The organism is Nocardia sp. NPDC056064, assembly GCF_042266925.1.
Classification (GTDB): Bacteria; Actinomycetota; Actinomycetes; order Mycobacteriales; family Mycobacteriaceae; genus Nocardia.
Genome location: NZ_JBHJWO010000001.1, coordinates 1,897,578 through 1,920,272, shown reverse-complemented (window position 1 = coordinate 1,920,272; position 22,695 = coordinate 1,897,578). Strand labels below are relative to the sequence as shown.

Annotated in this window: 19 protein-coding genes; 12 read left to right on the top strand and 7 right to left on the bottom strand. The window is 71.7% G+C overall.

Features of this window, described 5'->3' with window-relative positions; translation table 11 throughout:
- The first annotated feature begins 14 nt into the window (after positions 1-14).
- From mqo to ACFC06_RS08760, 7 genes are all read left to right on the top strand, one after another.
- Positions 15-1,544 (top strand): malate dehydrogenase (quinone), encoded by a 1,530-nt coding sequence (mqo, locus tag ACFC06_RS08790; protein ID WP_375929193.1) that lies wholly within the window; start codon positions 15-17, stop codon positions 1,542-1,544.
- 3 nt (positions 1,545-1,547) lie between these two features.
- Positions 1,548-1,985: a GNAT family N-acetyltransferase gene (locus ACFC06_RS08785; RefSeq protein WP_375929192.1), complete on the top strand. Its 438-nt coding sequence runs from the start codon at positions 1,548-1,550 to the stop codon at positions 1,983-1,985.
- A gap of 133 nt (positions 1,986-2,118) precedes the next feature.
- A complete protein-coding gene (locus ACFC06_RS08780; protein WP_375935327.1) occupies positions 2,119-4,206 on the top strand; it encodes a magnesium chelatase subunit D family protein in 2,088 nt (695 codons plus the stop codon).
- Between the two features lie 120 nt (positions 4,207-4,326).
- A complete protein-coding gene (gene cobO, locus ACFC06_RS08775) occupies positions 4,327-4,941 on the top strand; it encodes a cob(I)yrinic acid a,c-diamide adenosyltransferase (RefSeq protein WP_375929191.1) in 615 nt (204 codons plus the stop codon).
- A gap of 31 nt (positions 4,942-4,972) precedes the next feature.
- Positions 4,973-6,541: a cobyrinate a,c-diamide synthase gene (locus ACFC06_RS08770; RefSeq protein ID WP_375929190.1), complete on the top strand. Its 1,569-nt coding sequence runs from the start codon at positions 4,973-4,975 to the stop codon at positions 6,539-6,541.
- A gap of 56 nt (positions 6,542-6,597) precedes the next feature.
- The gene (locus ACFC06_RS08765) at positions 6,598-6,954 is read left to right on the top strand and encodes a cobalamin biosynthesis protein (protein WP_375929189.1); all 357 of its coding nucleotides are present in this window, start codon (positions 6,598-6,600) and stop codon (positions 6,952-6,954) included.
- Between the two features lie 390 nt (positions 6,955-7,344).
- Entirely contained in the window at positions 7,345-8,943 is a 1,599-nt protein-coding gene (locus tag ACFC06_RS08760) for a TROVE domain-containing protein (RefSeq protein WP_375929188.1), read from the top strand.
- An 83-nt stretch (positions 8,944-9,026) separates the two neighbouring features.
- On the opposite strand, the gene ACFC06_RS08755 is transcribed toward ACFC06_RS08760, so the two are convergent.
- Together ACFC06_RS08755 and ACFC06_RS08750 are read right to left on the bottom strand one after the other, a co-directional pair.
- On the bottom strand, positions 9,027-10,133 hold the full coding sequence (locus ACFC06_RS08755) for a hypothetical protein (protein WP_375929187.1): 1,107 nt from the start codon (positions 10,131-10,133) through the stop codon (positions 9,027-9,029).
- An 11-nt stretch (positions 10,134-10,144) separates the two neighbouring features.
- The gene (locus tag ACFC06_RS08750) at positions 10,145-11,275 is read right to left on the bottom strand and encodes a phosphotransferase family protein (protein WP_375929186.1); all 1,131 of its coding nucleotides are present in this window, start codon (positions 11,273-11,275) and stop codon (positions 10,145-10,147) included.
- Positions 11,276-11,468: 193 nt separating this feature from the next.
- Between ACFC06_RS08750 and ACFC06_RS08745 the strand changes: the two genes are divergently transcribed.
- The 3 genes from ACFC06_RS08745 to ACFC06_RS08735 all read left to right on the top strand — a co-directional run bounded on the left by ACFC06_RS08745 (position 11,469) and on the right by ACFC06_RS08735 (position 15,679).
- Positions 11,469-12,809: a DoxX family protein gene (locus ACFC06_RS08745; RefSeq protein WP_375929185.1), complete on the top strand. Its 1,341-nt coding sequence runs from the start codon at positions 11,469-11,471 to the stop codon at positions 12,807-12,809.
- Between the two features lie 89 nt (positions 12,810-12,898).
- Positions 12,899-14,140, top strand: coding sequence for a uroporphyrinogen-III C-methyltransferase (gene cobA / locus ACFC06_RS08740; RefSeq protein ID WP_375929184.1), 1,242 nt, complete (start codon positions 12,899-12,901; stop codon positions 14,138-14,140).
- Between the two features lie 78 nt (positions 14,141-14,218).
- Positions 14,219-15,679, top strand: coding sequence for an MFS transporter (locus tag ACFC06_RS08735; RefSeq protein WP_375935324.1), 1,461 nt, complete (start codon positions 14,219-14,221; stop codon positions 15,677-15,679).
- Positions 15,680-15,686: 7 nt separating this feature from the next.
- Here the strand turns inward: ACFC06_RS08735 and ACFC06_RS08730 are convergent, their stop codons facing one another.
- A complete protein-coding gene (locus ACFC06_RS08730) occupies positions 15,687-16,100 on the bottom strand; it encodes a PPOX class F420-dependent oxidoreductase (RefSeq protein WP_375929183.1) in 414 nt (137 codons plus the stop codon).
- A 175-nt stretch (positions 16,101-16,275) separates the two neighbouring features.
- Between ACFC06_RS08730 and ACFC06_RS08725 the strand changes: the two genes are divergently transcribed.
- Positions 16,276-16,908 carry a metal-dependent phosphohydrolase gene (locus ACFC06_RS08725; RefSeq protein WP_375929182.1) on the top strand — a complete coding sequence of 211 codons (633 nt, stop codon included), beginning with the start codon at positions 16,276-16,278 and terminating at the stop codon, positions 16,906-16,908.
- 10 nt (positions 16,909-16,918) lie between these two features.
- Here ACFC06_RS08725 and ACFC06_RS08720 read toward each other — a convergent pair whose 3' ends face one another.
- On the bottom strand, positions 16,919-17,563 hold the full coding sequence (locus ACFC06_RS08720; protein ID WP_375929181.1) for a LysE family translocator: 645 nt from the start codon (positions 17,561-17,563) through the stop codon (positions 16,919-16,921).
- A 425-nt stretch (positions 17,564-17,988) separates the two neighbouring features.
- Positions 17,989-18,720, bottom strand: a complete 732-nt coding sequence (locus ACFC06_RS08715; protein ID WP_375929180.1) for a hypothetical protein — start codon at positions 18,718-18,720, stop codon at positions 17,989-17,991.
- A gap of 259 nt (positions 18,721-18,979) precedes the next feature.
- Between ACFC06_RS08715 and ACFC06_RS08710 the strand changes: the two genes are divergently transcribed.
- The gene (locus ACFC06_RS08710; protein WP_375935321.1) at positions 18,980-19,378 is read left to right on the top strand and encodes a VOC family protein; all 399 of its coding nucleotides are present in this window, start codon (positions 18,980-18,982) and stop codon (positions 19,376-19,378) included.
- On the opposite strand, the gene ACFC06_RS08705 is transcribed toward ACFC06_RS08710, so the two are convergent.
- Both ACFC06_RS08705 and ACFC06_RS08700 read right to left on the bottom strand, forming a co-directional pair.
- A complete protein-coding gene (locus ACFC06_RS08705; protein WP_375929179.1) occupies positions 19,375-21,084 on the bottom strand; it encodes an ABC transporter ATP-binding protein in 1,710 nt (569 codons plus the stop codon). The genes ACFC06_RS08710 and ACFC06_RS08705 overlap by 4 nt on opposite strands.
- Entirely contained in the window at positions 21,081-22,607 is a 1,527-nt protein-coding gene (locus ACFC06_RS08700; protein ID WP_375929178.1) for an ABC transporter ATP-binding protein, read from the bottom strand. Before ACFC06_RS08700 ends, ACFC06_RS08705 begins: the two co-directional genes overlap by 4 nt.
- Positions 22,608-22,695: the final 88 nt, after the last annotated feature.

Genomic DNA, 22,695 nt, shown 5'->3' with positions numbered 1-22,695 from the left:
AAGTCGAAGTACCCGTGTCGAACGCTGCGAAGACTGAAAAGACCGATGTCGTACTCATCGGCGCAGGCATCATGAGTGCCACGCTGGGCGCGCTGCTGCGGCAGCTGCAGCCCGAGTGGTCGATCTCGGTGTTCGAGCGGCTCGACGCCGCCGCCGCGGAGAGCAGCGATCCGTGGAACAACGCGGGCACCGGTCACTCGGCGCTGTGCGAGCTCAACTACAGCCCGCAGAACGCCGACGGCTCGGTCGACATCGGCAAGGCCGTCGACATCAACGAGCGCTTCCAGGTCTCGCGCCAGTTCTGGGCCTCGGGTGTCGACGCCGGTTTCCTCGGCGACCCGGCCGGCTTCATCAACCCCATCCCGCACGTCAGCTTCGTGCACGGCGCCGCCAACGTCGACTACCTGCGCAAGCGCTACGAGGCGCTGGCCCCGCACCCGCTGTTCCGCGGCATGGAGTACATCGACACCCCCGACGAGTTCGCCGCGCGCCTGCCGCTGATGGCCAAGGGTCGTGACTTCACCGACCCGATCGCGCTGAACTGGACCGACGGCGGCACCGACATCGACTTCGGCGCGCTCACCAAGCAGCTGCTCGCCTACATCGGCTACTCCGGCGGCGAGATCGCCTTCGGCACCGAGGTCCGCGACCTCGACAAGCAGTCCGACGGCTCCTGGAACGTCACCGTGCGCAACCTGCGCACCTACAAGTCGCGCACGATCAACGCGAAGTTCGTCTTCGTCGGTGCCGGTGGTGGCGCGCTGCCGCTGCTGCAGAAGGCGGGCATCAAGGAGGCCAAGGGCTTCGGCGGCTTCCCGATCAGCGGCCAGTTCCTGCGCTCGACCAACCCCGAGCTGATCGCCGCGCACGAGGCCAAGGTCTACGGCAAGGCCGCCGTCGGCGCGCCGCCCATGTCGGTGCCGCACCTGGACACCCGCGTGATCAACGGCCAGAAGGGCCTGCTGTTCGGCCCCTACGCCGGCTGGACCCCCAAGTTCCTCAAGGACGGCTCCAACGCCGACCTGTTCAAGTCGATCAAGCCGAACAACATCGGTTCGCTCGTCGGCGTCGGTCTCACCGAGATGGGCCTGACCAAGTACCTGATCACCGAGCTGCTCAAGTCGCAGAACGGCAAGGTCGGCGTGCTCGAGGAGTTCCTGCCGCGCGCCGAGGGCCGCGACTGGGAGCTGATCACCGCCGGTCAGCGCGTGCAGGTCATCCGCAAGAAGGGCGCGGGCGGCGTGCTCGAGTTCGGCACCGCGGTCATCTCGGCCCAGGACGGCACCATCGCCGGTCTGCTCGGTGCCTCGCCGGGCGCCTCGACCTGTGTCACCGCCATGCTCGATGTGATGCAGCGCTGCTTCCCGAAGGAATACGCGAACTGGACCCCGCAGCTCACGCAGCTGATCCCGTCGCTGGGCCAGAAGCTCTCGGAGAACCAGGCCCTGTTCCAGGAAGTCTGGGACTGGACCAGCAAGTCGCTGAAGCTGGACGGCGATGTCGCGACCGCCCAGCCGGAGGCCGTCCGCTACGCCCAGGTGTGACCCGTGGCGTCGACGGTCGAGCTGCGCGCCTGCCGGGCGGCCGACCTCGACGCCACCACCCTGTACGCACTGCTGCGCCTGCGCGTCGACGTGTTCGTCGTCGAGCAGGGCTGCGCTTATCCCGAGCTGGACGGGCGTGATCTGCTGCCGTCGACCCGGCATCTCTGGCTGGCGGACGACGAGGCGATCGTCGGCACCCTGCGCCTGCTGAAGGAGCATGACGGTTATCGCATCGGCCGGGTCTGCCTGGCCCCGGCCGCGCGCGGGCTCGGCCACACCACCCGGTTGATGCGCGCCGCGCTCGCCGAAACCGGCACGGCGACAGTGCGATTGGCTGCCCAATCGCACCTGGTCGGCATGTACGCCCGCTACGGCTTCACCGTCGACGGCCCGGAATTCCTCGACGACGGCATCCCGCACACCCCTATGCGCCGAGGCTGACACACCGCCGCCGCCGTGAGGCCGGGGAGCGGGGCCGATGCCCGGAGACGAGGCGTGGCGGGGGCGGGCCTAGAGTTGAGGGGTGCCTGGTTTCGCTGATGTCGCCGCTGGTCCGCACGCTGCCGCTCGATCGGTGGGTGAGGCGGGCTTCCCCTTCTCCGCGGTCGTCGGGCAGGAGCGGCTGCAACTGGCGTTGATCTTGTCGGCGGTGCACCCCGGGATCGGCGGCGTGCTGGTGCGCGGCGAGAAGGGCACCGCCAAGTCGACGGTGGTGCGCGCGCTGGCGCAGTTGCTGCCGCCGGTGGTCGACGAGACCGGCGCCCGGCCCGCGCGGCTGGTGGAACTGCCGGTCGGCGCCACCGAGGACCGGGTGGTCGGCTCACTGGACCTCGAGCGGGTGCTGCGCGACGGCGAACAGGCCTTCCGGCCCGGCCTGCTGGCAGCGGCCCACCACGGCGTGCTCTACGTCGACGAGGTGAACCTGCTGCACGACCACCTGGTCGACGTGCTGCTCGACGCGGCCGCCATGGGCCGGGTACACGTGGAGCGCGACGGCGTCTCGCATTCGCATCCCGCGCGGTTCGTCCTGGTCGGCACCATGAATCCCGAAGAGGGCGAGCTGCGGCCGCAGCTGCTGGACCGCTTCGGCCTCACCGTCGACGTGGCCGCCTCCCGCGAGGTCGACACCCGCATGGCCGTGGTGCGCAGGCGCCTGGACTACGAGGCCGACCCGGCCGGATTCGCCGCCCGCTACCTCGACGCCGATCGGGCTGTCGCCGAACGCATTCTGACCGCGCGCGACCACCTGCCCCAGGTGGGCCTGGACAACACCGAACTGCGCCGGATCGCGGCGCTGTGCGCGACCTTCGACGTGGACGGCATGCGCGCCGACCTCGTGGTCGCCCGCACGGCCACCGCGCACGCCGCCTGGCAGGGCCGCGACCGCGTCACCGAGGACGATGTGCGCGTCGCCGCCGAACTGGCGCTGCCGCACCGGCGCAGGCGCGACCCGTTCGACGAGCCGGGGATCAGCGAGGAACAGCTCGACGAGGCCATGCGGGCGGCGGCCGATGAAGTCGAACACGCCGCCACTGCGGAGGGATTCGACGAGGACTCGCTCGACGACGCCCCGCGGGACCCGAACGGCGAGCAGACCCCCGACGGCGGCGCCGAGAGTCGCACCGGAGACGGGTCCCGCCCCGACGGGCAGTCGGGCGGCACGCCCGACGCGGATCAGCGGCCCGAGGAGGCGAACCCGGGCAGCGACGACCCCGACGATCGCGGCCCCGAGTCAGGTCCGGACGGCCCCGACGACCGGGGTCCCGAGGGCGGCCCGGACGGTCCCGACGACGGCCCGCGCGGTGGCGGTCCCGGCGGCTCCCGCCCCGCCGCCGAAGGTGTCTCGGGCACACCGGGTTCCGCGTCCGAGCGCGCCCCGCGCTGGGAGGTCCCCGGCATCGGCGAAGGCGCCCCCGGCCGCCGCTCCCGCGCCCAGACCAGGACCGGCCGCATGGTCCGCCCCAGCACCGACACCTCGACCGGCCTGCACCTGCTCGGCACCGTCTTCGCCGCCGCCCCACGGCAATTCGAGCGCGGCCGGTTCAGCGGCCCGCTCGCGCTCGCCGCCGAGGACCTGCGCGGCGCGTATCGCGAAGGGCGCGAAGGCAACCTGGTCGTGTTCGTGGTCGACGCGTCGGGGTCGATGGCCGCGCGCGACCGGCTCACCGCCGTCACCGGCGCCATCGTCACCCTGCTGCGCGACGCCTACCAGCGCCGCGACAAGGTGGCCGTGATCAGCGTGCGCGGCAGCGAGGCCGAACTCGTGCTGCCGCCCACCTCCTCGGTCGACATCGCCGTGCGGCGCCTGGCCGGGCTGCGCACCGGTGGCAAGACGCCCCTGGCCGCCGGGCTGTTGAAGGCCCGCGAGGTGATCGCCCGCGAACACGTCCGCGACCCGCGCCGCCGCCCGATGCTGGTGCTGCTCACCGACGGCCGCGCCACCGGCGGCGTCGACCCGCTGCCCCGTGCCCGCGCCGCCGCCCGCCTGCTGGCCGGTGAGGGCCACACCGCCATGGTCATCGACTGCGAACGCGGCATGATCCGCCTCGGCCTCGCCGCCGAACTGTCGCGCGACCTGCGCGCCCGCTACCTGCGGCTGGACGAGCTCACCGGCGAGACCGTCGCCGAGGTGGTGCGCGGCACCACCGCCCGCGCGGCCTGAGCGGGTCCCCGACCCGGGGCGGGCGCGACAGCGAGAGCGCCGGTCGCGCCCTGATAGAAAGAGTGGCGGACCGGCCCGGCCGGACGGCCCGCAGCAGTGTGCCGAGAAGAGGAGTTCCCTGTGCCCAAAGGTGTTCCGGAGGTCGTCCCCGAAGACGGGCTGACCACCCGGCAGCGACGCAATCAGCCGGTGCTCGCGGTGCACACGGGCCCCGGCAAGGGCAAGTCCACCGCCGCGTTCGGGATGGCGTTGCGGGCCTGGAACCAGGGCTTCGACATCGCGGTCTTCCAGTTCGTGAAGAGCGCCAAGTGGAAGGTCGGCGAGGAGGCCGCCTTCCGCACCCTCGGCACGCTGCACGAGCAGACCGGTGCGGGCGGCGCGGTCGAATGGCACAAGATGGGTGAGGGCTGGTCCTGGACCCGCAAGCAGGGCAGCGAGGAGGACCACGCCGCCGCCGCGCTGGCGGGCTGGCAGGAGATCTCCCGCCGGATCGCCGCCGAACAGCACCGCTTCTACGTGCTCGACGAATTCACCTACCCGCTCAAGTGGGGCTGGGTCGATGTGGACGAGGTCGTCGAGACCCTCACGCACCGCCCCGGCAACCAGCACGTCGTGATCACCGGCCGCGACGCGCCGCAGGCGCTCATCGAGGCCGCCGACCTGGTCACCGAGATGACCAAGGTCAAGCACCCCATGGACGCGGGCCGCAAGGGCCAGCGCGGCATCGAATGGTGAACGCTGCAGGGCTGCGGGCGGCGGCGCTGTGGTGAGCGCACCCGCCGTGGTGATCGCCGCGCCCGCGTCGGGCAGCGGCAAGACCACCCTCGCCACCGGCCTGATCGGCGCGCTGCGGCGGGCGGGTCATCGGGTGGCGCCGTTCAAGGTCGGGCCCGACTACATCGACCCCGGCTATCACGGGCTGGCCGCGGGCCGTCCCGGCCGCAATCTCGACCCGGTGCTGGTGGGGGAGGACCGCGTGGTCCCGCTGTACCGGCACGGCACGCGGGGCTGCGACATCGCCGTCGTCGAGGGCGTGATGGGGCTGTTCGACGGCCGCATCGACGAGCAGCGCGTCGAGCCCGTGGCGGAGGGGTCGACCGCCCAGGTGGCCGGGCTGCTCGGCGCACCCGTCGTGCTCGTGGTCGACGCGCGGGGGCACTCCCAGAGCCTGGCCGCGCTGCTGCACGGCTTCGCGACCTTCGACGCCTCGGTGCGGCTGGGCGGGGTGATCCTCAACCGGGTCGGCAGCGAACGTCACGAACAGGTCCTGCGCTCCGCCTGCGACCGGGTCGGTCTCCCGGTCCTCGGCGCCCTGCCCCGCATGGCCGAACTCGAGGTGCCCTCCCGTCATCTCGGCCTCATCCCCGCCGTCGAACACGGCAGGGCCGCCGTCGACGCGGTCGACGCCATGACCGAACTCGTCGCCGCCCACGTCGACCTGCCCGCCGTCGTCGCGCTCGCCGGCGGCTCGGTCCACGGGCCCGCCTGGGACCCGGCGACGGAACTGGCCGCCCTGGCCGACGCCGCGCACCCGCCTGCCGCACCGCCACCCGTCGCGGAAGGGCCCGCGAGCGCCGACCCCGCGAAGCCGCTGGCCGTCGTGGCGGGCGCCCCGGCGATCGACGAATTCCTGTCGTCGACCTCGACTTTGGAGGCGCCGGTCTTCCACGAGCCACCCAAGCCCCTGGTCGTCGTCCCCGGCCATCCCGCCGACGATGCCGCCGGGAAGCCGGTGATCGCCATGGCCGGTGGCCCCGCGTTCACCTTCGGCTACGCCGAACACCGCGAGCTGCTGCTGGCCGCGGGCGCCGAGGTGGCCGTCTTCGATCCCCTGCACGACGAACTCCCCTCGGGCACCGCGGGATTGGTCCTGCCCGGCGGTTTCCCCGAGGAACACGCCGGTGCCCTCTCGGCCAACGAGCGGCTGCGCACCCAGATCGCCGACGCCGCCGCCCGCGACCTGCCCATCCACGCCGAATGCGCGGGCCTGCTCTACCTGACCACCTCCCTCGACGGCCACCCCATGGCCGGAGTCCTCGACGCCACCGCCGAATTCGGCCCCCGCCTCACCCTCGGCTACCGCGACGCCGTCGCCCTGCACGACTCGGCCCTGTGGCGGGCGGGCACCCGCGTCCGCGGCCACGAATTCCACCGCACCCGCCTGGTCCGCACCGGCCCCGAACCCGCCGCCTGGGGCTGGCGCGCCCCCGGCTCCATGTCCGAAGGCGCCGTGACACGCCAGGTCCACGCCTCCTACCTGCACACCCACCCCGCCGGAAACCCTGACGCCGTCACCCGATTCGTCGACGCCGCCCGGCGCTTCGGCCGGCAGTGACCGGCCCGCCGCCCAGCGAACGGACGCGCGGGCCGAGCGATTCGACCGACCTGGAAGTGGCGGTCGGCATCGGGCTCCGGCCCGGCACCGGCGCGGCGCACATCCTCCGCGCGATCCGCTCGGTGATCACCGACGCCCGGATCGTCGTCGTGGCGACGCTCGACCGGCGCGCCGAGGACACCGGCCTCCGCGCCGCCGCCGAGACCCTGGCCGTGCCGCTGGTGACCTTCACCCCGGACCGGCTGGCCGGGGTCGAGGTGCGGCACCGATCGGACCGGACTATGCGGGCGATCGGAGCCGCCGGCGTGGCCGAAGCCGCCGCCCTGCTCGCCGGTGGTGAACTCGTCTGCGCGAGAACGGTTGTCGACGGCATCGTCGTCGCCGCGGCGACCGCGCGCGAGGGCCGGAATTAATTCGGTGGGCAGGATCGGCACCGCACAGTACCGTTCTGTTCAGCAGTCGCACGGCGGACCGGATTCGATCGGTTACCGATTCAGACGGGGATGCCGCGGGTTCGAATCCCGCCCGCCATCGCGAGGTGACGGTAGCTCAGTCCGGTAGAGCACCTTCCGGTCGGAACACACACGTCCGCCGTGCCACTGCTGCCCGGTCGCTGAGCAGGACGGACCGGACTCGGTCGGTTATCGGTAAAGACCTTCGGGTCGAGCGGGTTCAACTCTCGCGGCGGAAAGCGATTTCCGTTGTCCGGCCGAACATACACATGTCCGTCCGCTCGGCCACCACATCCATGCCTCGGGCCCCGGGGCCGACACCACGATGCCGGTCGACGTATCGGAGGAACCATGAACATTCTGTCGCGCATCTCTCTTCGTGGCGCACCGCAGACCTCCCGCGCCGATACTCGGCAGGTACTCGGCGACGCGGGCGGTTTCGTCTTCGAGATCACTCCGCAGGCACGGCTGCGCCGGTTCCTCACCCTCGGCACGGAATCCGGAACGTACTACGTCTGTGCCGCCGCCCTCACCGCGGACAACGCCGAATTCGTCCTGGAATACGCCCGCGAGCACACCGCCGAGCTGGTGCGCGAGATCGTCGAGATCTCGACCTCCGGCCGGGCGCCGCGGGCCAACCCGGCACTGTTCGCGCTGGCCGCCGCGGCCTCGGTCGGCGACCTCGAAGGCCGCCGTGCCGCCCTGGCCGCGCTGCCGCTGGTCGCGCGCACCGGCACCCACCTGTTCCTGTTCGCCGGCTACGCCGAGCAGTTCCGCGGCTGGGGTCGTGGGTTGCAGCGCGCGGTCGCCGACTGGTACCTCGACAAGCCGGTCGACGCCCTGGCCTTCCAGGTGGTCAAGTACCGGCAGCGGGAGGGCTGGTCGCACCGCGACCTGCTGCGGCTCGCGCACCCGGCGACCACCGAGGACGAGCGCCGCCGCCTGTTCGACTGGATCTGCGGCCGCACCCCGGCGCTGGACGGGCTCGCGCTCGTCGAGGGTTTCCAGCGCGCCCGGAACGCGCCGGTCGAGCAGGTACCCGAACTGGTTCGCGCTTACCGGCTGAGCTGGGAGATGCTGCCGGACGCCGCGCTGAACTCGGCCGGGGTGTGGGAAGCGTTGCTGGACAACGGTCTTGCGCAGACCGCGCTGCTGCGTCAGCTGCCGCGCCTGACCCGCTTGGGTCTGCTCGACCCGCTCGCGCCGCGCACGGCCGCGATCTGCGCGCAACTGACCGACCCGGACCGGCTGCGCACGGCCCGCGTGCACCCGGTCGCGGTGCTGATCGCCCAGCGCACCTACGCGAGTGGGCGTTCGGCCAGGGGCGCGGGCACCTGGACGCCCTCGGCCCCGGTCGTGGACGCCCTCGACGCCGCGTTCTACGCCGCCTTCGGCACGGTGGAGCCGACCGGCCTGCGGCACCTGCTGGCGCTGGACGTCTCCGGCTCGATGGGCGTGCAGATCTCGGGCCTGCCGCTCAGCGCGCGGGAGGCCTCGGCCGCGCTCGCGCTGGTCACCGCCCGCACCGAGCCGCGACACCAGATCGTCGGGTTCACCTCGGCGGGTAAGAACTGGCGGGGCGCCAAGGGGCTCACCCAGCTGGCGATCTCGCCGCGGCAGCGGCTCGACGACGCGGTGCGCACCGTCTCGGGCCTGCCGTTCGGGGGCACCGACTGCTCGCTGCCCATTCTGCACGCGCTGGACAAGGGCATCGAGGTGGATGTGTTCTCGATCTACACCGACAGCGAGACCTGGGCGGGCACGGTGCACCCGCACCAGGCGCTGGCCCGGTATCGCCGCGAGGTGAACCCGCGGGCCAAGCTGGTGGTGGTCGGGATGACGGCGACGAAGTTCAGCATCGCCGACCCGGACGACGCGGGCATGCTCGACGTCGCCGGATTCGATGCCGCCGTGCCGTCGCTGCTGGCGGACTTCGCCACAGCCGCCTAGGGAAACCCGCTAGGGAAATCGGTGCCGCCGCGACCTCGTTGTCGCGGCGGCGCCTTTCCTCTCACACGAGAAGTACCCGGTCGTCAGGGGGCGACCGAGGTCCAATCGGCGAAACCGGTGGGGTCGTGGCGGCCCATCGAGGCGTGCTCGAACAGGCCCCAGCCTTCGGCGTCGCCGCAGCGGGCGTAGCCGATGTGGTCGATCACGCCGTAGGGGGTGCGGCCGATGATCGCGGGGTCGGTGAGGTCGTAGGAGCTCGACAGCGACCAGTTCTCGCCCATCCAGCGACCGTGGGTCCAGTCCGGGTCGGCACCGTAGCCGCAGCCGACGTGCAGGGCGATGCCCGGGCGCGATTCGATCTCCACCTCGAGCGGCTTGCCGTCGGCGGTGGTGAGATCCAGGCGCACCGACCTGGGGTGGCGGGTGCCGGATTCGTAGGTCCAGTGCATGCGCGGCCAGCCGAGCTGTTCCTTGCGGCCGTCGTTCCAGATCCGCACGGCGTTGTTGAGCGTGCGGGTGCCGTCGGGCTCCTCCTGCACGATCACCACGATGGAGAACTCGGCGAAGCGCAGCGGCGCGTACAGCCACCAGAACCCGCCCATGCCGTCGGCGGGCCGCCCCGCCGGTTCGGGTTCACCCGAGGGGCGGATACCCCAGGAACGGTCCCGGCTGCCGGTCCAGACCGCCGGGTCCACGGTGTAGTCGCGCCCGTCGACGGCGAGAGTGCCCTCCCAGGAACCCAACTGGGCGAAGCGGGAGGCCTCGATGATCGGCCGCGTGCCGGACAGGATCAGGTGCGGCTGCTCCTGCACGGCGGGCTGCGCGCCGGTCCAGGTGAGGTCGAAGCCGAGATCCTCGTGCTCGCAGACCACCCGCAGCTTCCGCAGCGGCTCGATCACCTCGATCCGGTAGCCGCCGACCGCGGTGGTCAGATCGCGCGAGGTGAGCGCGTCGGAGAAGCGCACCGCACGCTGGGTGTCACCCTGGCGGGCGGTGGCGAAGGCGTCGACCACGCCCAGGTTCGGGTACACGCCGAACCCGGTGATGAGCATGGTGTCACCGGCCGGGTCGAAGGCGTTGAAGTAGTAGCGGTCGTAGAAGTTGCGGTCGCTGGTGGCCACCCGCGCCAGCGACAGCGGCGTCTGATGGACCGGGTACTCGTCCAGCGGGACGGGCATGATCGCGCTCATGAGGTGCTCCTTCAGTCCCACTCGTAGGTGCCGTCGAGCAGCGCCTCGAGGCTGAGCCGGTGCATGACGTAGTCGTCGAGCTCGGCGGGCACGGTGTCCTCGCCGAAGTGGATCATGCGGCGCTTGATCCGCGCCATGACGATGGCGTGGCGCAGCGCGGCGTAGACGATGTAGAAGTCCAGGTCGGTGACCGCATGTCCGGTCAGCTCTTCGTATTTCGCGACGACCGCGTCCTTGCGCAGGAAGTCGGGCAGGCCCGGCTGGTCGAAGCGGGTGGCGATGTCCTGGAAGAAGCGGTGGATGAAGATCACCCAGCCCAGGTCCAGTTCGCGCGGGCCCAGGGTGGCCATCTCCCAGTCCAGCACGGCGGCCGGGGTGAAGCCGTCGAACAGGATGTTGCCGGGGCGCGCGTCGCCCCAGTTCAGCACCTCGGGGCCGGTCTCGGCGGGCCAGTGCGCCTCGAGCCAGTCGAAGGCGCGCTCGATCAGCGGGATGCGCACGCCGTCGTCGGTCAGTGCCCAGGCGTACCAGGCGCGCTGGGCCTCAAAGTGCCTGCGCAGCGCCGAGCCCTCGCCGTCGAGCAGCGGGAAGCGTTCGGCGGCGTTGTCGATGGCGTGTACCCGGGCGATGGTCTCGACGGTGGCGTCGGCGATCAGCGCGCGCTCCTCGACCGTGGCGTCGAAGACCCAGCCGAAGAACACGTAGGGGGGATTGTCGGCGGGCACGCGGCCCTCGACCTTCTCCATCACGAAGAACGGGGTGCCGAACACCGACTCGTCGAGTTCGAGCCAGCGCAGCGGCGGCACCGCGACCTCGGCGGCCTCGGCCACACCCGACATCACCTGGTACTGCAACGGCAGGTCATAGGACTGGAACACGGGGAACGAACCGTCCTCGGGCGCCATGCGCGCCACGAAGGACCCGCCGTCGGCCTCGCCGCCGACCGTCCACGCGGCGTCGAAGAGGATGGTGGTACTCGACATCCCGCCGGTCGACGGCTTGCTCAGGTTGCTGACCGCCGGCGGCGCGTCCGCACCGACCCTGCCGGACAGCCACTGCGACAACTGCTCGGCGAGCTGGTCGAGATCGCGCTCGGTGACCGTGAGCGATTGCTGCGCGGTGAGGTCCGGATCGTCGGACATATGTGAGATACCCCTGTCGGCGAGATGAAACGCGTTGCGATATCGGACTACCGCAAGACCGGCCGGAATGTAAGCCGGGCGTCGGTGAGTGGGATTCAGGGTTGACAGGGTGAAGATGGGGGTTTCCCCTGAGGCGCCCCGCGACGCCGCCGATTAGCTTGGGTAACAATCGATCTCGACGGGGAGGTTCCGGTTGACCACGGCGACCGCGCAGCACACGCACGACGACCTGACGGACCCGCCGGCACCGGCGCCCACCTGGCATCCGGTCACGCTGGTCGCGTTCCGTTTCACTGTGGCCTATCTGGGCCTGTTCTGTCTGTGGATGGCGCAGATCACCTTCGTCTTCGCCGGCTGGGCGGCCACCCTGCTGCCGGAGGAAGCCGTGGTGTGGCAGATCCGGGCGCTGGACCCGGTGAGCCACTGGCTCGGTGAGCACGTCTTCGGGGTGGACGCCGAAGTGATGCTGACCGGCAGTGGTGACATGGCCGCGATCTGGATCCAGCTGGGCCTGGTCCTGATCGCCGCGCTGGTGATCACGCTGGTGTGGTCGGTCCTGGACCGGCGCAGGCGCGCCTATCCGCGCCTGGCGAGCTGGGCGCTGACGGGGCTGCGGCTGGCGGTCGGCGGGCAGATGCTGTTCTACGGCTTCGCTAAACTGATCCCGACCCAGATGCCCGAACCCGGCCTGCTCGCGCTGGTCTCCCGCGTCGGTGACCTGAGCCCGATGGCGATGCTGTGGACGCAGGTCGGCTCCTCGCCCGCCTACGAGATCGCGCTCGGCGCCGCCGAGGTGCTCGCCGGGGTGCTGCTGTTCTGGTCGCGCACCGCGACGGCCGGTGCCATGCTCGCGGTGATCAGCATGGCCCAGGTGTTCCTGCTGAACATGACCTTCGACGTGCCGGTGAAGATGCTGTCGGGGCATCTGCTGCTGATGGGCCTGGTGCTGCTAGCCCCGCAGGCGCGCAGGCTGGCGAATGTGCTGGTGCTGGAACGTGCTTCGGAGCCGATGACCCAGCCTCCGCTGTTCACCTCGCCGCGGGCGAACCGCTGGGCCACGGTGGCACAGCTCGCGATGTGCCTGTGGATCGTCGCCGGTCTGGTGCACGTCGGTGTGCAGAGCTGGAACGAATACGGTGGTGGCGCACCGAAACCCGAGCTGTACGGCATCTGGGAGGTCACCGAGTTCACCACCGACGGCCGGACCCTGCCGCCGCTGACCACCGACCCGGTGCGCTGGCAGCGCCTCATCGTGGACACCGCGGGCTCGGCCGTGCAGCACATGGACGGCGGCATCGTGCCGGTGCTCACCGTCGTCGACCCGGCGGCGCACACCCTCACGGTGACCCTGCCCACCGGGCAGCCGTACGCGGTGTACACCTGGGACCGCCCCGCTCCCGATCAGCTGCTGTTGCGCGGCGAACTCGACGGCGCTCCCGGCACGGCCGCGCTGACCCGTTTCGACCACGAGAGCATGCCCCTGCGTGCCACCGGATTCCGCTGGGTGCAGAACGCGCCCTACGTCGGCGGCTGAAGACCCGACGCGGCGCCGGGTCGCTTCGTCACCGGTGATGCGGCGGGTGCGTTCGGTGCCGTGCGCGCCAGGCTCTAGGCTCGGACACTGTGCCGAACACGTCTGACACCGCAGCGACCCAGCCCGCCGGGGACCCGAACTACCTGGTGGGGCTCGATCTGCGCGGGCGCAGAGTGGTCGTGGTCGGCGGCGGGACCGTCGCCCAGCGCAGGCTCGGCCTGCTGGTCGCCTCCGGCGCGGACGTCCACGTGATCAGTCGCGCGGTCACCCCGGCGGTCGAGGGGATGGCCACGGCGGGCCAGCTCACGGTGGAACTGCGCGCGTACGCCGACGGCGATCTGGACGGCGCCTGGTACGCGATGGCGTGCACCGACGAGCCGCAGACCAATGCCGCGGTCGTCGCCGAGGCCACCGCCAAGCGCGTGTTCTGCGTGCGCGCCGACATCGCGCGCGACGGTACCGCCGTCACCCCGGCCACCGCCCGCTACGACGGACTCACCCTCGGCGTGCTCGCCGGTGGCGCGCACCGGCGCTCGGCCGCGGTGCGCAACGGCCTGCTCGAGGCGCTGCAATCGGGTGTGGTGACCGACGATTCGGAGCCGGTGACCCCGGGTGTCGCCCTGGTCGGCGGCGGACCCGGCGATCCCGACCTGATCACCGTGCGCGGCCGCAGGCTGCTGGCCCGCGCCGACCTGGTGGTCGCCGACCGGCTCGCACCGCCGGAACTGCTGGCCGAACTCGGCCCGCACGTCGAGGTCATCGACGCCGCCAAGATCCCCTACGGCCGGTCCATGGCCCAGGAGGCGATCAACCAGGCGCTCATCGACGGCGCGAAGGCGGGCAAGTTCGTCGTGCGGCTCAAGGGCGGCGACCCGTATGTCTTCGGCCGCGGCTACGAGGAACTGGAAGCCTGCGCCGAGGCCGGTATCCCGGTGACGGTCGTCCCCGGCATCACCAGCCCGATCTCGGTGCCCGGTGCGGCGGGCATCCCGGTGACCCATCGCGGGGTCACCCACGAGTTCGTCGTCGTCAGCGGACACGTCGCCCCCGACCACCCGGACTCGCTGGTCGACTGGCCCGCGCTGGCCAAGCTGCGCGGCACCCTGGTGCTGATGATGGCGGTCGAGCGGATCGACAAGTTCGCCGCCGCCCTGCTCGACGGTGGCCGCCCGGCCGAGACCCCCGCCGCGATCATCCAGGAGGGCACCCTGCGCACCCAGCGCGTGGTGCGCGCGGACCTGGGCACGGTGGCCGCGGCGGTCAAGACCGAGGAGATCAGGCCGCCCGCGATCATCGTCATCGGCCCGACGGCGGGCTTCGGCCTCGACTAGCTTCGCGGGCCGCGCACCCTCGCGTTGCCGCGGCGCCAACTACACTGCCTCGCTGTGCTCGATAAACCCGCTGCGACGATGCAGTATCCGGTGACGAAGCGGGCCTTCGGCCTCGCCATCCTCGTACTGAGCGGCCTGCAGCTCATGGTCGTGCTCGACGGCACCGTCGTGATCTTCGCGCTGCCGCGGCTGCAGGAGGAGATGGGGCTGTCCAGTTCGGGCAGCGCGTGGACGGTGACCTCCTACGGCCTGACCTTCGCGGGCCTGATGCTGCTCGGCGGCCGCCTCGGTGACGCGTTCGGCCGCAAACGCATGCTGATCTACGGCGTCGGGCTGTTCACCGCCGCCTCCCTGGCGTGTGGCCTGGCCACCGGCGAGGCCATGCTGTTGATCGCGCGCGCCGTGCAGGGCGCCGGGGCCGCCGTCGCGGCGCCGACCGCGTTCGCCCTCGTCGCGACGACCTTCGCGCCCGGACCCGCGCGCAACCAGGCCATCGCGATCGTCGGCTCGATGGTGGGTATCGGCTCGGTCGGCGGCCTGGTCGTCGGCGGCGCGCTCACCGAGTTCTCCTGGCGCTGGATCTTCCTGATCAATGTGCCGATCGGCGCGCTCATCGTGCTCGGCGCGGTCTACAAGCTCTCGGACACCGCCCACCACCGCACACCCCTGGACATCAAGGGCGCCGTGCTGGGCACGCTGGCCTGCGCCACCATCGTCTTCGGCGCGACCGAGGGCCCGGCCATGGGCTGGGACAGCCCGGTGATCCTCGGCTCGCTGATCGGCGGATTCGCGCTGCTGATCGTCTTCGTGCTGGTCGAGCGCCGCCAGTCCGATCCGCTGCTGCCGTGGTCGCTGTTCGACACCCGCGACCGTGTCGCCACCTTCGTGCTGATCTTCCTCGCGGGCGCGGTGCTGGGCGCGATGACGTTCTTCGTGGCCCAGCTGCTGCAGAACGTGCTCGGCTACAGCCCGTTGCAGGCCGGTGTCGCCTCGATCCCGTTCACCATCGGCATCGGCGCCGGTGGCGCGGTGGCGTCCAAGGCGGCGCTGCTGATCGCGCCGCGCTGGCTGCTGGCCGGTGCGGCCACGGTGCTCGCGGCGGGCCTGCTGTTCGGGTCGACCCTCGACCGCGAGGTGCAGTACCTGACAACGCTGCTGCCGCTGCTGCTGGTGATCGGCTTCGGCGTGGGCGTGGCCATGGTGCTCGCGCCGCTGTGCGTACTGGTGGGGGTACCGCCCGCGAACATCGGCCCGCTCTCCGCGGTCGGCCAGATGTTCATGAACCTGGCGACGCCCATCGCGATCGGTCTGCTCAGCCCGATCGCGGCCTCGCGCACCCTGTCGCTGGGCGGGACCGACGGCAAGGCCGCCGACATGACCCCGGCCCAGATCGAAGCCCTCAACAGCGGCTACACCCTGGTGCTGCTGGTCTGCTCCGGGCTGGCGGTGCTGGCCGCGCTCGTCGCGCTGACCCTGCGCTTCACCCCGCAGCAGCTGGTACAGGCCCAGCACGCCCAGGACGAGGCGCAGCGGGCCTGACCCCGGTTCAGAGCCGTCCGGCGACCTTGTGCGGGCTGATCCGCACGATGACCCGCTCGGCGTCGTGCTCGGCGGCCGGATTGAATTCGCGGTAGGGCTTGCCGGTGTACTTCAGCGACATCTCGTCCGGCAGTGCCCGCTCCGGGTCGGGCGTGGTGGTCGCGGTGCCGCGGATCTCGGCGTAGAGGAACGGGCGGTCCGGCGGGTTCACCATCACGGTGACGCGGGGGTCGCGCGCGAGGTTCTTGGCCTGCTGGCGGGCGACGGTGGTCGAGAACAGCAGGTCCTCGCCCTCGCGTTTGATCCAGACCACGGTGAGGTGCGGATGCCCGTTGGCGCCCACGGTCGCAACGGTGGCGTACACGCGTTCGTCGTCGAGGTAGGCCTTCAGTTCGTCGGAGAGCACTGCGGTATCGGTCACGTCTGTGGAGAACACATGACGAAGCCGCGGCATTCCGCCCGGTACCCGCCGGTCCGGCGACCTGCGGGTCCGGCTCCGCGGCAACGCGTTTCGCGCCGGCCCGTGGGCGCGGTCGCATGGGGACACCGGGAAAAGGGGGTTGCCGCCGCCGGGATCGGCCCCGACACTGGAGCCTATGTCGTTGCCGTCGCTGGATCTGCTGGACCGCTGGACCTCGCTGGCCGGCCCCGACGCCGCGGCTGTCGGGGCCGGGATCATCGCCCGCTACGCCGAGCCGCACCGGCGATATCACACCCGTGCGCACCTGAGCGCCGTGCTCACCGCCGTCGACGAGCTGGCCGCTGCCGCAGCCGATCCCGACGCCGTGCGGTACGCGGCGTTCTTCCACGACGCGATCTACGCCGTCGACCGGGCCGACAACGAGGAACGCAGCGCCGATCTGGGCCGTGATGTCCTCGAATCGCTCGGCGCGGCACCGGAACTGGTGGACGAGGTGGTGCGGCTGGTCGTGCTCACCCGCGGTCACGATCCGGAGGCGGGCGACACCAACGGCGCGGTGCTCTGCGACGCCGACCTGGCCGTGCTCGGCGGTACCCGCGAGGACTACACCGCCTACGCCGTCGCGGTGCGTGCCGAATACGCCCACGTCCCCGACGACCTGTTCCGGGCGGGCCGGGCCGCGGTGCTGCGTAACCTGATCCGCCAGCCCCGCCTGTTCCGTACCGACCCGGCCTTCGACCGTTACGAACAGCAGGCGCGCGCGAATCTCTCGGCCGAGCTCACCGATCTCACCGCCGTCACCGGCTGAGACGCCCGGGTCAATCCTTGCGTCCGGTCAGGGCCAGCGAGGCACCCAGACCGATCATGACCAGCCCGCCCGACCCACCGACCGCGGCGAGTCTGCGCGGCGACCGCGCGAACCACGTCCGCGCCGATCCGGCCGCCAGCGCCCACAGCGTGTCGAGGATCAGGCCGAAGGCGGGGATGCACAGCCCGAGCACGAGCATCTGCTGTGGCACGCCCCCGCGCGCCGGGTCGACGAACTGGGGCAGCAGCGCCGCCAGGAACACGATGGTCTTCGGATTGGCGAACCCGACGACGAACCCGTCCCGCAGCACCGCCACGGTTCCCCGGGTAGTCGGCGGCGTCCCGGCCTGGAACGACTCCCACAGGCTGCCGCGATGCCGGATCGCCTGGACGCCGAGATAGACCAGATAGCCCGCGCCGACGAGCTTGATCACGGTGAAGGCCGTCGCGGAGGCCACCACCAGCGCGCCCAGCCCGAAGGCCACGGCGACGACCTGCGCGTACACCCCGCCCGAGTTGGCGACCACCGTCAGCAGCGCCGAACGGCGCCCGGTGGTGAGCGCCCGGCTGATGGTGAACAGGACACTGGGTCCCGGAGCGAGCACGATCAGGAACGCCAGACCTGCGAAAGACATCAGCTGACCCCAGGACACCATGTCACCCGACGTTATCGGGCTGCCCCCGTGCTGCCAAGGGAATATATGGGGGAACCCGGGGCCGTAGCCAGACCCCGGGTCCCTGGTTGCCATCCGGTGCGCACACCGCGCGTGCGGGAGCGGATCAGTCTGTCACGACGCGTCGTTCCATTGGACCACCTCGCACTGGCTGCAAGGGCCGGAGTCGAACCGGCAGTTCGTCGTCGGGCGTCCTCTCCTCGCCGGGCGGTGATGGATGGCGGATACTCGTACTGGAGCGAGAGTCTGAGATTCGGCACGGCTGCCTCTGCCATTTGGGCTACCCCGGCCTGTGCCGGGGGCGGGACTCGAACCCGCACTGTCACCGTGTGATTCAGGCTGAACTTCAGTCTGAGCGTGTTGCGCTCGCGCGCATTCCCCTGTGCTCAGCAGGGGAGTCTGTGGGGTCAGCCGAACAGGTAGTCGAAGACGACCTCGCCGACCCGGCGGTCGGCGATCTCGGCGCCGTTGGCCTCCTCGCGGGCGAACTGCACCGCGCGGCGCAGCTTGTCGATGCGGGCCGACAGCTCGTTGACCCGGCGGGCGGGCAGCGCGCCGGAGAACTTGACCGTGGTCCAGTAGCCGACCGCGATGTCCTCGTAGTACACCTCCACCTGCGCGGGGTGCTTGTCGGTGGCCTCGGCCTTGACGTGGTTGCGCGGCACCTTCCTGGTCCGGATGGTGCGCACGGCGTCGGTGCGCCAGGTGTCGGAGGAGTCGTCGAACGACCAGCTCTCGGCCGCGTCGAGCACCGGCAGGCGGGCGACGAAGGCGAGCAGGTCGGTGAGCTGCTTGTCCAGGAACAGCAGATACGACACCGGCACCGCGGACAGCAGCGTCGTGCCGTCGACGGTCACGTCCGCCTTGGCCTCGCAGTTGGCCCAGTCCTTGGTGGCGGTCACGTCGAACAGGCGGGTGAGGGTGGCCGCGGTGTCGCGCAGCACCTGCTCGGACTTCACCTGAACGCGGGTGGACTCCGGCGGCAGCTGCTCGCCCTCCTCGTCCTTGGGCTGATACGTCCGCGCCAGCCCGGCCAGCAGCGTGGGCTTGCCCAGCAGCGACTGCTTGTCCGCGAGCTCGCGGGCCGCGCCGGTCTTGACGCCCTTCTCGACCGCGATGATCTGGTTCAACTTCGTCATGTCACACCTCCCCGGTGCAGCGCACGGCCCGACGCCGTTGTGCACGAATGGTTTCCGGGCGGCTCGTGAACTTGTCCCCCTCGGCCGCGTCGGCAACTCTAGCCGATGCGCGGACGGGTCCGCATCCCGATATTCGCGGGCCGCCGGGCCGACACGCGGGGCGTCACCCGGCGATCTCCGCGCGCAGGCGGGCAGACTCTGTCGGAGGTGTGTGCCAGTCTGCACCTCACCCGCGAGACCCATCCCAGGAGGACACATGATCCGCATCGGTGTGACCAGCGTGTTCGTCGACGACCAGGACAGGGCCCTCGGCTTCTACGTCGACGTGCTCGGCTTCCAGGTCAAGGACCGGGTGCCGCTGGGCGAGTTCGACTGGCTGACGCTGGTCTCACCCGCCGATGTCGAGGGCACCCAGCTGCTGCTCGAACCCGACCAGCATCCGGCGGCCAGGGCCTACAAGAGCGCGCTGAGCGCCGACGGCATCCCGGTGATGTCGTTCGCGGTCGACGACGTCGAGAACGAGTACCGCCGCCTGCAGGAGCGCGGGGTGGTCTTCACCCAGGCCCCCACGGTCAGCGGACCCGTCGTCACCGCCGTCTGCGACGACACCTGCGGCAACCTGCTGCAACTGGTCTCACCGGTGCGCGCGGGCGCCTAGCGGGCCGGAGTCATGGCGATGTTCCAGAACTCCGTGTAGCGCCCGCCGCGGGCCAGCAACTGCTCGTGGCCGCCCTGTTCGGCGATGCGGCCGCCGTCGAGGAACACGACGTGGTCGGCCCGCTGCGCGGTGCGCAACCGATGCGCCACCGCCACCACCGTGCGGCCCGCGGCGAGCTGCTCGATGCCGTGCTGGACGGCGGCCTCGTTGACCGGGTCCAGCGCCGAGGTCACCTCGTCGAGCAGCACGATGGGCGCGTTCTTCAGCAGGGCACGGGCGATCGAGACGCGCTGGCGCTCACCGCCGGACAGCAGCGCGCCGCCCTCGCCGACCTGCGCCGACCAGCCGCCGGGCAGCCGCTCGATCACCTCGTCCAGGCGCGCGGCGCTCGCCGCGGCCCGCACCTCGGTCTCGCTCGCGTCGGGACGGCCGAGGCGCACGTTGTCCTCGATGGTGCCGTCGAACAGGTAGACGTCCTGGAAGACCAGTGCGATGCGGGCCATCAGGTCCTCGGTGCCGATCGAGCGCACGTCCACCCCGCCCACGCGGACCGCGCCGGCGTCCACGTCGTGGAAGCGCGCGAGCAGTTGCAGCAGGGTGCTCTTGCCCGCGCCGGAGGGCCCGACGACGGCGACCCGCTGCCCGGCGGGTATCGACAGCGACAACTCGTCGACGACGGTGCGGTCGCCGTGCCGGAAGGTGACGTCCTCGAAGCGCAGATCGTGGCCGGTCGGCCGGATCGGTGTGGCGGGTTCGGGGAGCGGTTCGGTGCGCAGCACCGCGTCCAGCCGGGTCAGCTCACCGCGCGCGGCCCGCAACTTGCCGCCCATGTCCGCCAGCGCGAGCAGCGGGTCGGCGCAGCGGGCGGCCAGCACGAGCACGGCCAGCACCTCCGCGGGGGAGATCGCACCGCCGAGCGCGAGGTAGGTGCCCAGTGCCAGCAGCACGGTGAAGGCCGCCTGCACGGCCAGCGCCAGACCCACCACGCCCGGCAGCGCCGCCACGGTGGAGCGCCGGGCCGCGCGGCCGATGTCACGCAGGGCGTCGTCGAGGACATCGAAGCGCTCGCCGGTGCGCCCGGCCGCCCGCAGGACCGGCTGGGCCCGCAGGTATTCGATGACGCGCGCGGTGGCCTCGTGATCGCGTTCGGCCCGTTCGCGATCGGTGGCCGCGGTCGCCGCGCCCGCCCGCACGAAGATCAGCGCCACCAGCGGCGCGGCGAGCAGCGCGGCCAGGCCCAGGCGCCAGTCGTAGGCGAGCAGTACCAGCACGATCGTGGCCGGGGTGACCGCGGCGCCGATGAACGGTGCCAGAAGGTGCGCGAGCACACCCATCGCGTCCAGCACTCCGCGGCTGGCCGACACCGAGACCTCGCCGATCCGGCTGGTGCTGTACCAGCCCAGCGGCAGCCGGCCCAGGTGCTCGCCCAGCCGGTGATACATCCCGGTCAGCAGCGTGGTGCCGACCCGGAATCCGGCGCGATCGCTGAGGTAGCGCAGCACCGCGTAGACCGCGACCGCGGCGCCGAAGGCGATCAGCCAGGGCCGGACCTCGGCGGGCGTGGGGCCGAACAGGGCGGCGAGGATCGGCACCAGCAGGGCGTAGGACAGGCCCTCGACGACGGCGGTGATCGTCATCAGGGCCACCGTGCGGCGTACGGGTGGGGCGTACTCGGGACCGAGCACGCGCAACAGCATCCGGATCATCGGAGATCGACTCCTCGCGGGTCGTCGGCGGAACCGTCGGCGATCGCCGCGCGGTGGGCTTGCCAGACGGCGGCGAACCGGCCGCCGGCCGTCAGCAGGTCGGCGGGCCGGCCGCGCTCGACGATCACGCCGTCGTCGAGGACGGCCACGGTGTCGGCGTCGGCGATGGTCTCGAGGCGATGCGCGATGACCAGCACGGTCCGCCCGGTCAGCGCGGCCAGCGTCCGGCGCACACCGAGTTCGGTCTGCGGGTCGGCGAAGGAGGTGGCCTCGTCCAGGACCAGCACCGGCCGGTCGGCGAGCAGGGCCCGGGCCAGCGAGATGCGCTGTGCCTCACCGCCGGACAGTCCGGTGCCCGCGCCGAGCACCGTCTCGTAGCCCCGGGGCAGTTCCATGATCCGGTCGTGGATGTTGGCCAGCCGTGCCGCCCGGACCACCTCGTCCCGGCCCGCCCGGGGCGCGGCCAGCGCGATGTTGTCCGCGATCGAGGCCCGGTGACCGTGGGGGGCGCGCGGCAGCGCGGGTTCGGGCAGCGGTGCCACGGCGAGCACCTGCTGGATTCGTGCGACCGCGCGGCGCGCGGCCTGGAGATCGTCGAAGCCGTGGCCCAGCGCCGCCGCCGGGGCGGTCAGGCCGAGTCCGAGCAGCAGGAACGGCAGCAGATCCGCCGGGGCCAGCGAGCCGCCGGTGATCAGGACGGCACCGCCCGCCAGGACCACCAGCAGCACGAACGGCGGCGACAGCGCCACCTGCATGGCGGCCGCGGGTCCGGCCAGGCCGCGCACCATGCGCGCGAAGCTCAGCACGAAGCGGTCCACCGAGGTGCGGAACCGGTGGTGGGCGCGCCCGGTGCCGCCGAAGGCCTTGACCACCGCGATGCCCTCGACGAACTCCACCACCGCGTCGGCGATCCGGCCCATCGAGGTGTCGAATTCGGCCTGTTCGCGCAGCCGCGCGGGGGTCATCATGAGCGGGACGAACGCGATGGCCAGCGCCACCGGGATCAGGGTGATCAGCGTGAGCCGCCAGTCGATACCGAGCAGGTAGATCAGCGAGACCAGCGGCACCACGAACGCCGCGACCAGCTCGCCGGGGGCGTGGGCGATGAACGGGTGCACCGCGGCGACGTCGTCGCCGACCACCTTCGCCAGCTCGCCGGTGCGCCGCCGGGCGAACCAGCCGATCGGCACTGTGCCCAGCCGCTGGGCCAGGCGCCGCCGGAAGGTCAGCTGCACGCGGGTGTCGAGCAGGTGCCCGATCCCCGAGGACGCCGCGGTGCCCAGCAACCGGACCAGCAGCCCGGCCGCGCCCACCGCGACGACCAGCCAGAGGTGTCCGTGGTCGATCGGGCCGGGCGACAACAGGACCCGGCCCAGTTCGACCACCGCGAGCAGCGGGGCCAGCCCGGCGACCGCGCCGAGGACCTGCAACAGCACCACCGCCGTGAACCCGGCCAGGTGTGGTCGCAGCAGCCCGGCCGATGCCGGTGCGGCTGCCGAGATCGGTGTGTCGAGGGTTTCCATCGCTCTCCCTGCGTCGAACGCGACCGTTTTCGTACGCGTACGATAACCGTAGCTCGAGTTCTCCGGATCGGAAAGGGAAGGATGACCG

Excerpts from the sequence above, each read along its gene's own strand:
- ACFC06_RS08715 (WP_375929180.1), bottom strand. The coding sequence starts at position 18,720 with ATGACGAAGTTGAACCAGATCATCGCGGTCGAGAAGGGCGTCAAGACC.
- ACFC06_RS08725 (WP_375929182.1), top strand. The coding sequence starts at position 16,276 with ATGTCGTTGCCGTCGCTGGATCTGCTGGACCGCTGGACCTCGCTGGCC.
- ACFC06_RS08760 (WP_375929188.1), top strand. The coding sequence starts at position 7,345 with ATGAACATTCTGTCGCGCATCTCTCTTCGTGGCGCACCGCAGACCTCC.
- ACFC06_RS08720 (WP_375929181.1), bottom strand. The coding sequence starts at position 17,563 with ATGGTGTCCTGGGGTCAGCTGATGTCTTTCGCAGGTCTGGCGTTCCTG.
- ACFC06_RS08705 (WP_375929179.1), bottom strand. The coding sequence starts at position 21,084 with ATGATCCGGATGCTGTTGCGCGTGCTCGGTCCCGAGTACGCCCCACCC.
- ACFC06_RS08735 (WP_375935324.1), top strand. The coding sequence starts at position 14,219 with ATGCAGTATCCGGTGACGAAGCGGGCCTTCGGCCTCGCCATCCTCGTA.
- ACFC06_RS08700 (WP_375929178.1), bottom strand. The coding sequence starts at position 22,607 with ATGGAAACCCTCGACACACCGATCTCGGCAGCCGCACCGGCATCGGCC.
- ACFC06_RS08755 (WP_375929187.1), bottom strand. The coding sequence starts at position 10,133 with ATGAGCGCGATCATGCCCGTCCCGCTGGACGAGTACCCGGTCCATCAG.
- ACFC06_RS08750 (WP_375929186.1), bottom strand. The coding sequence starts at position 11,275 with ATGTCCGACGATCCGGACCTCACCGCGCAGCAATCGCTCACGGTCACC.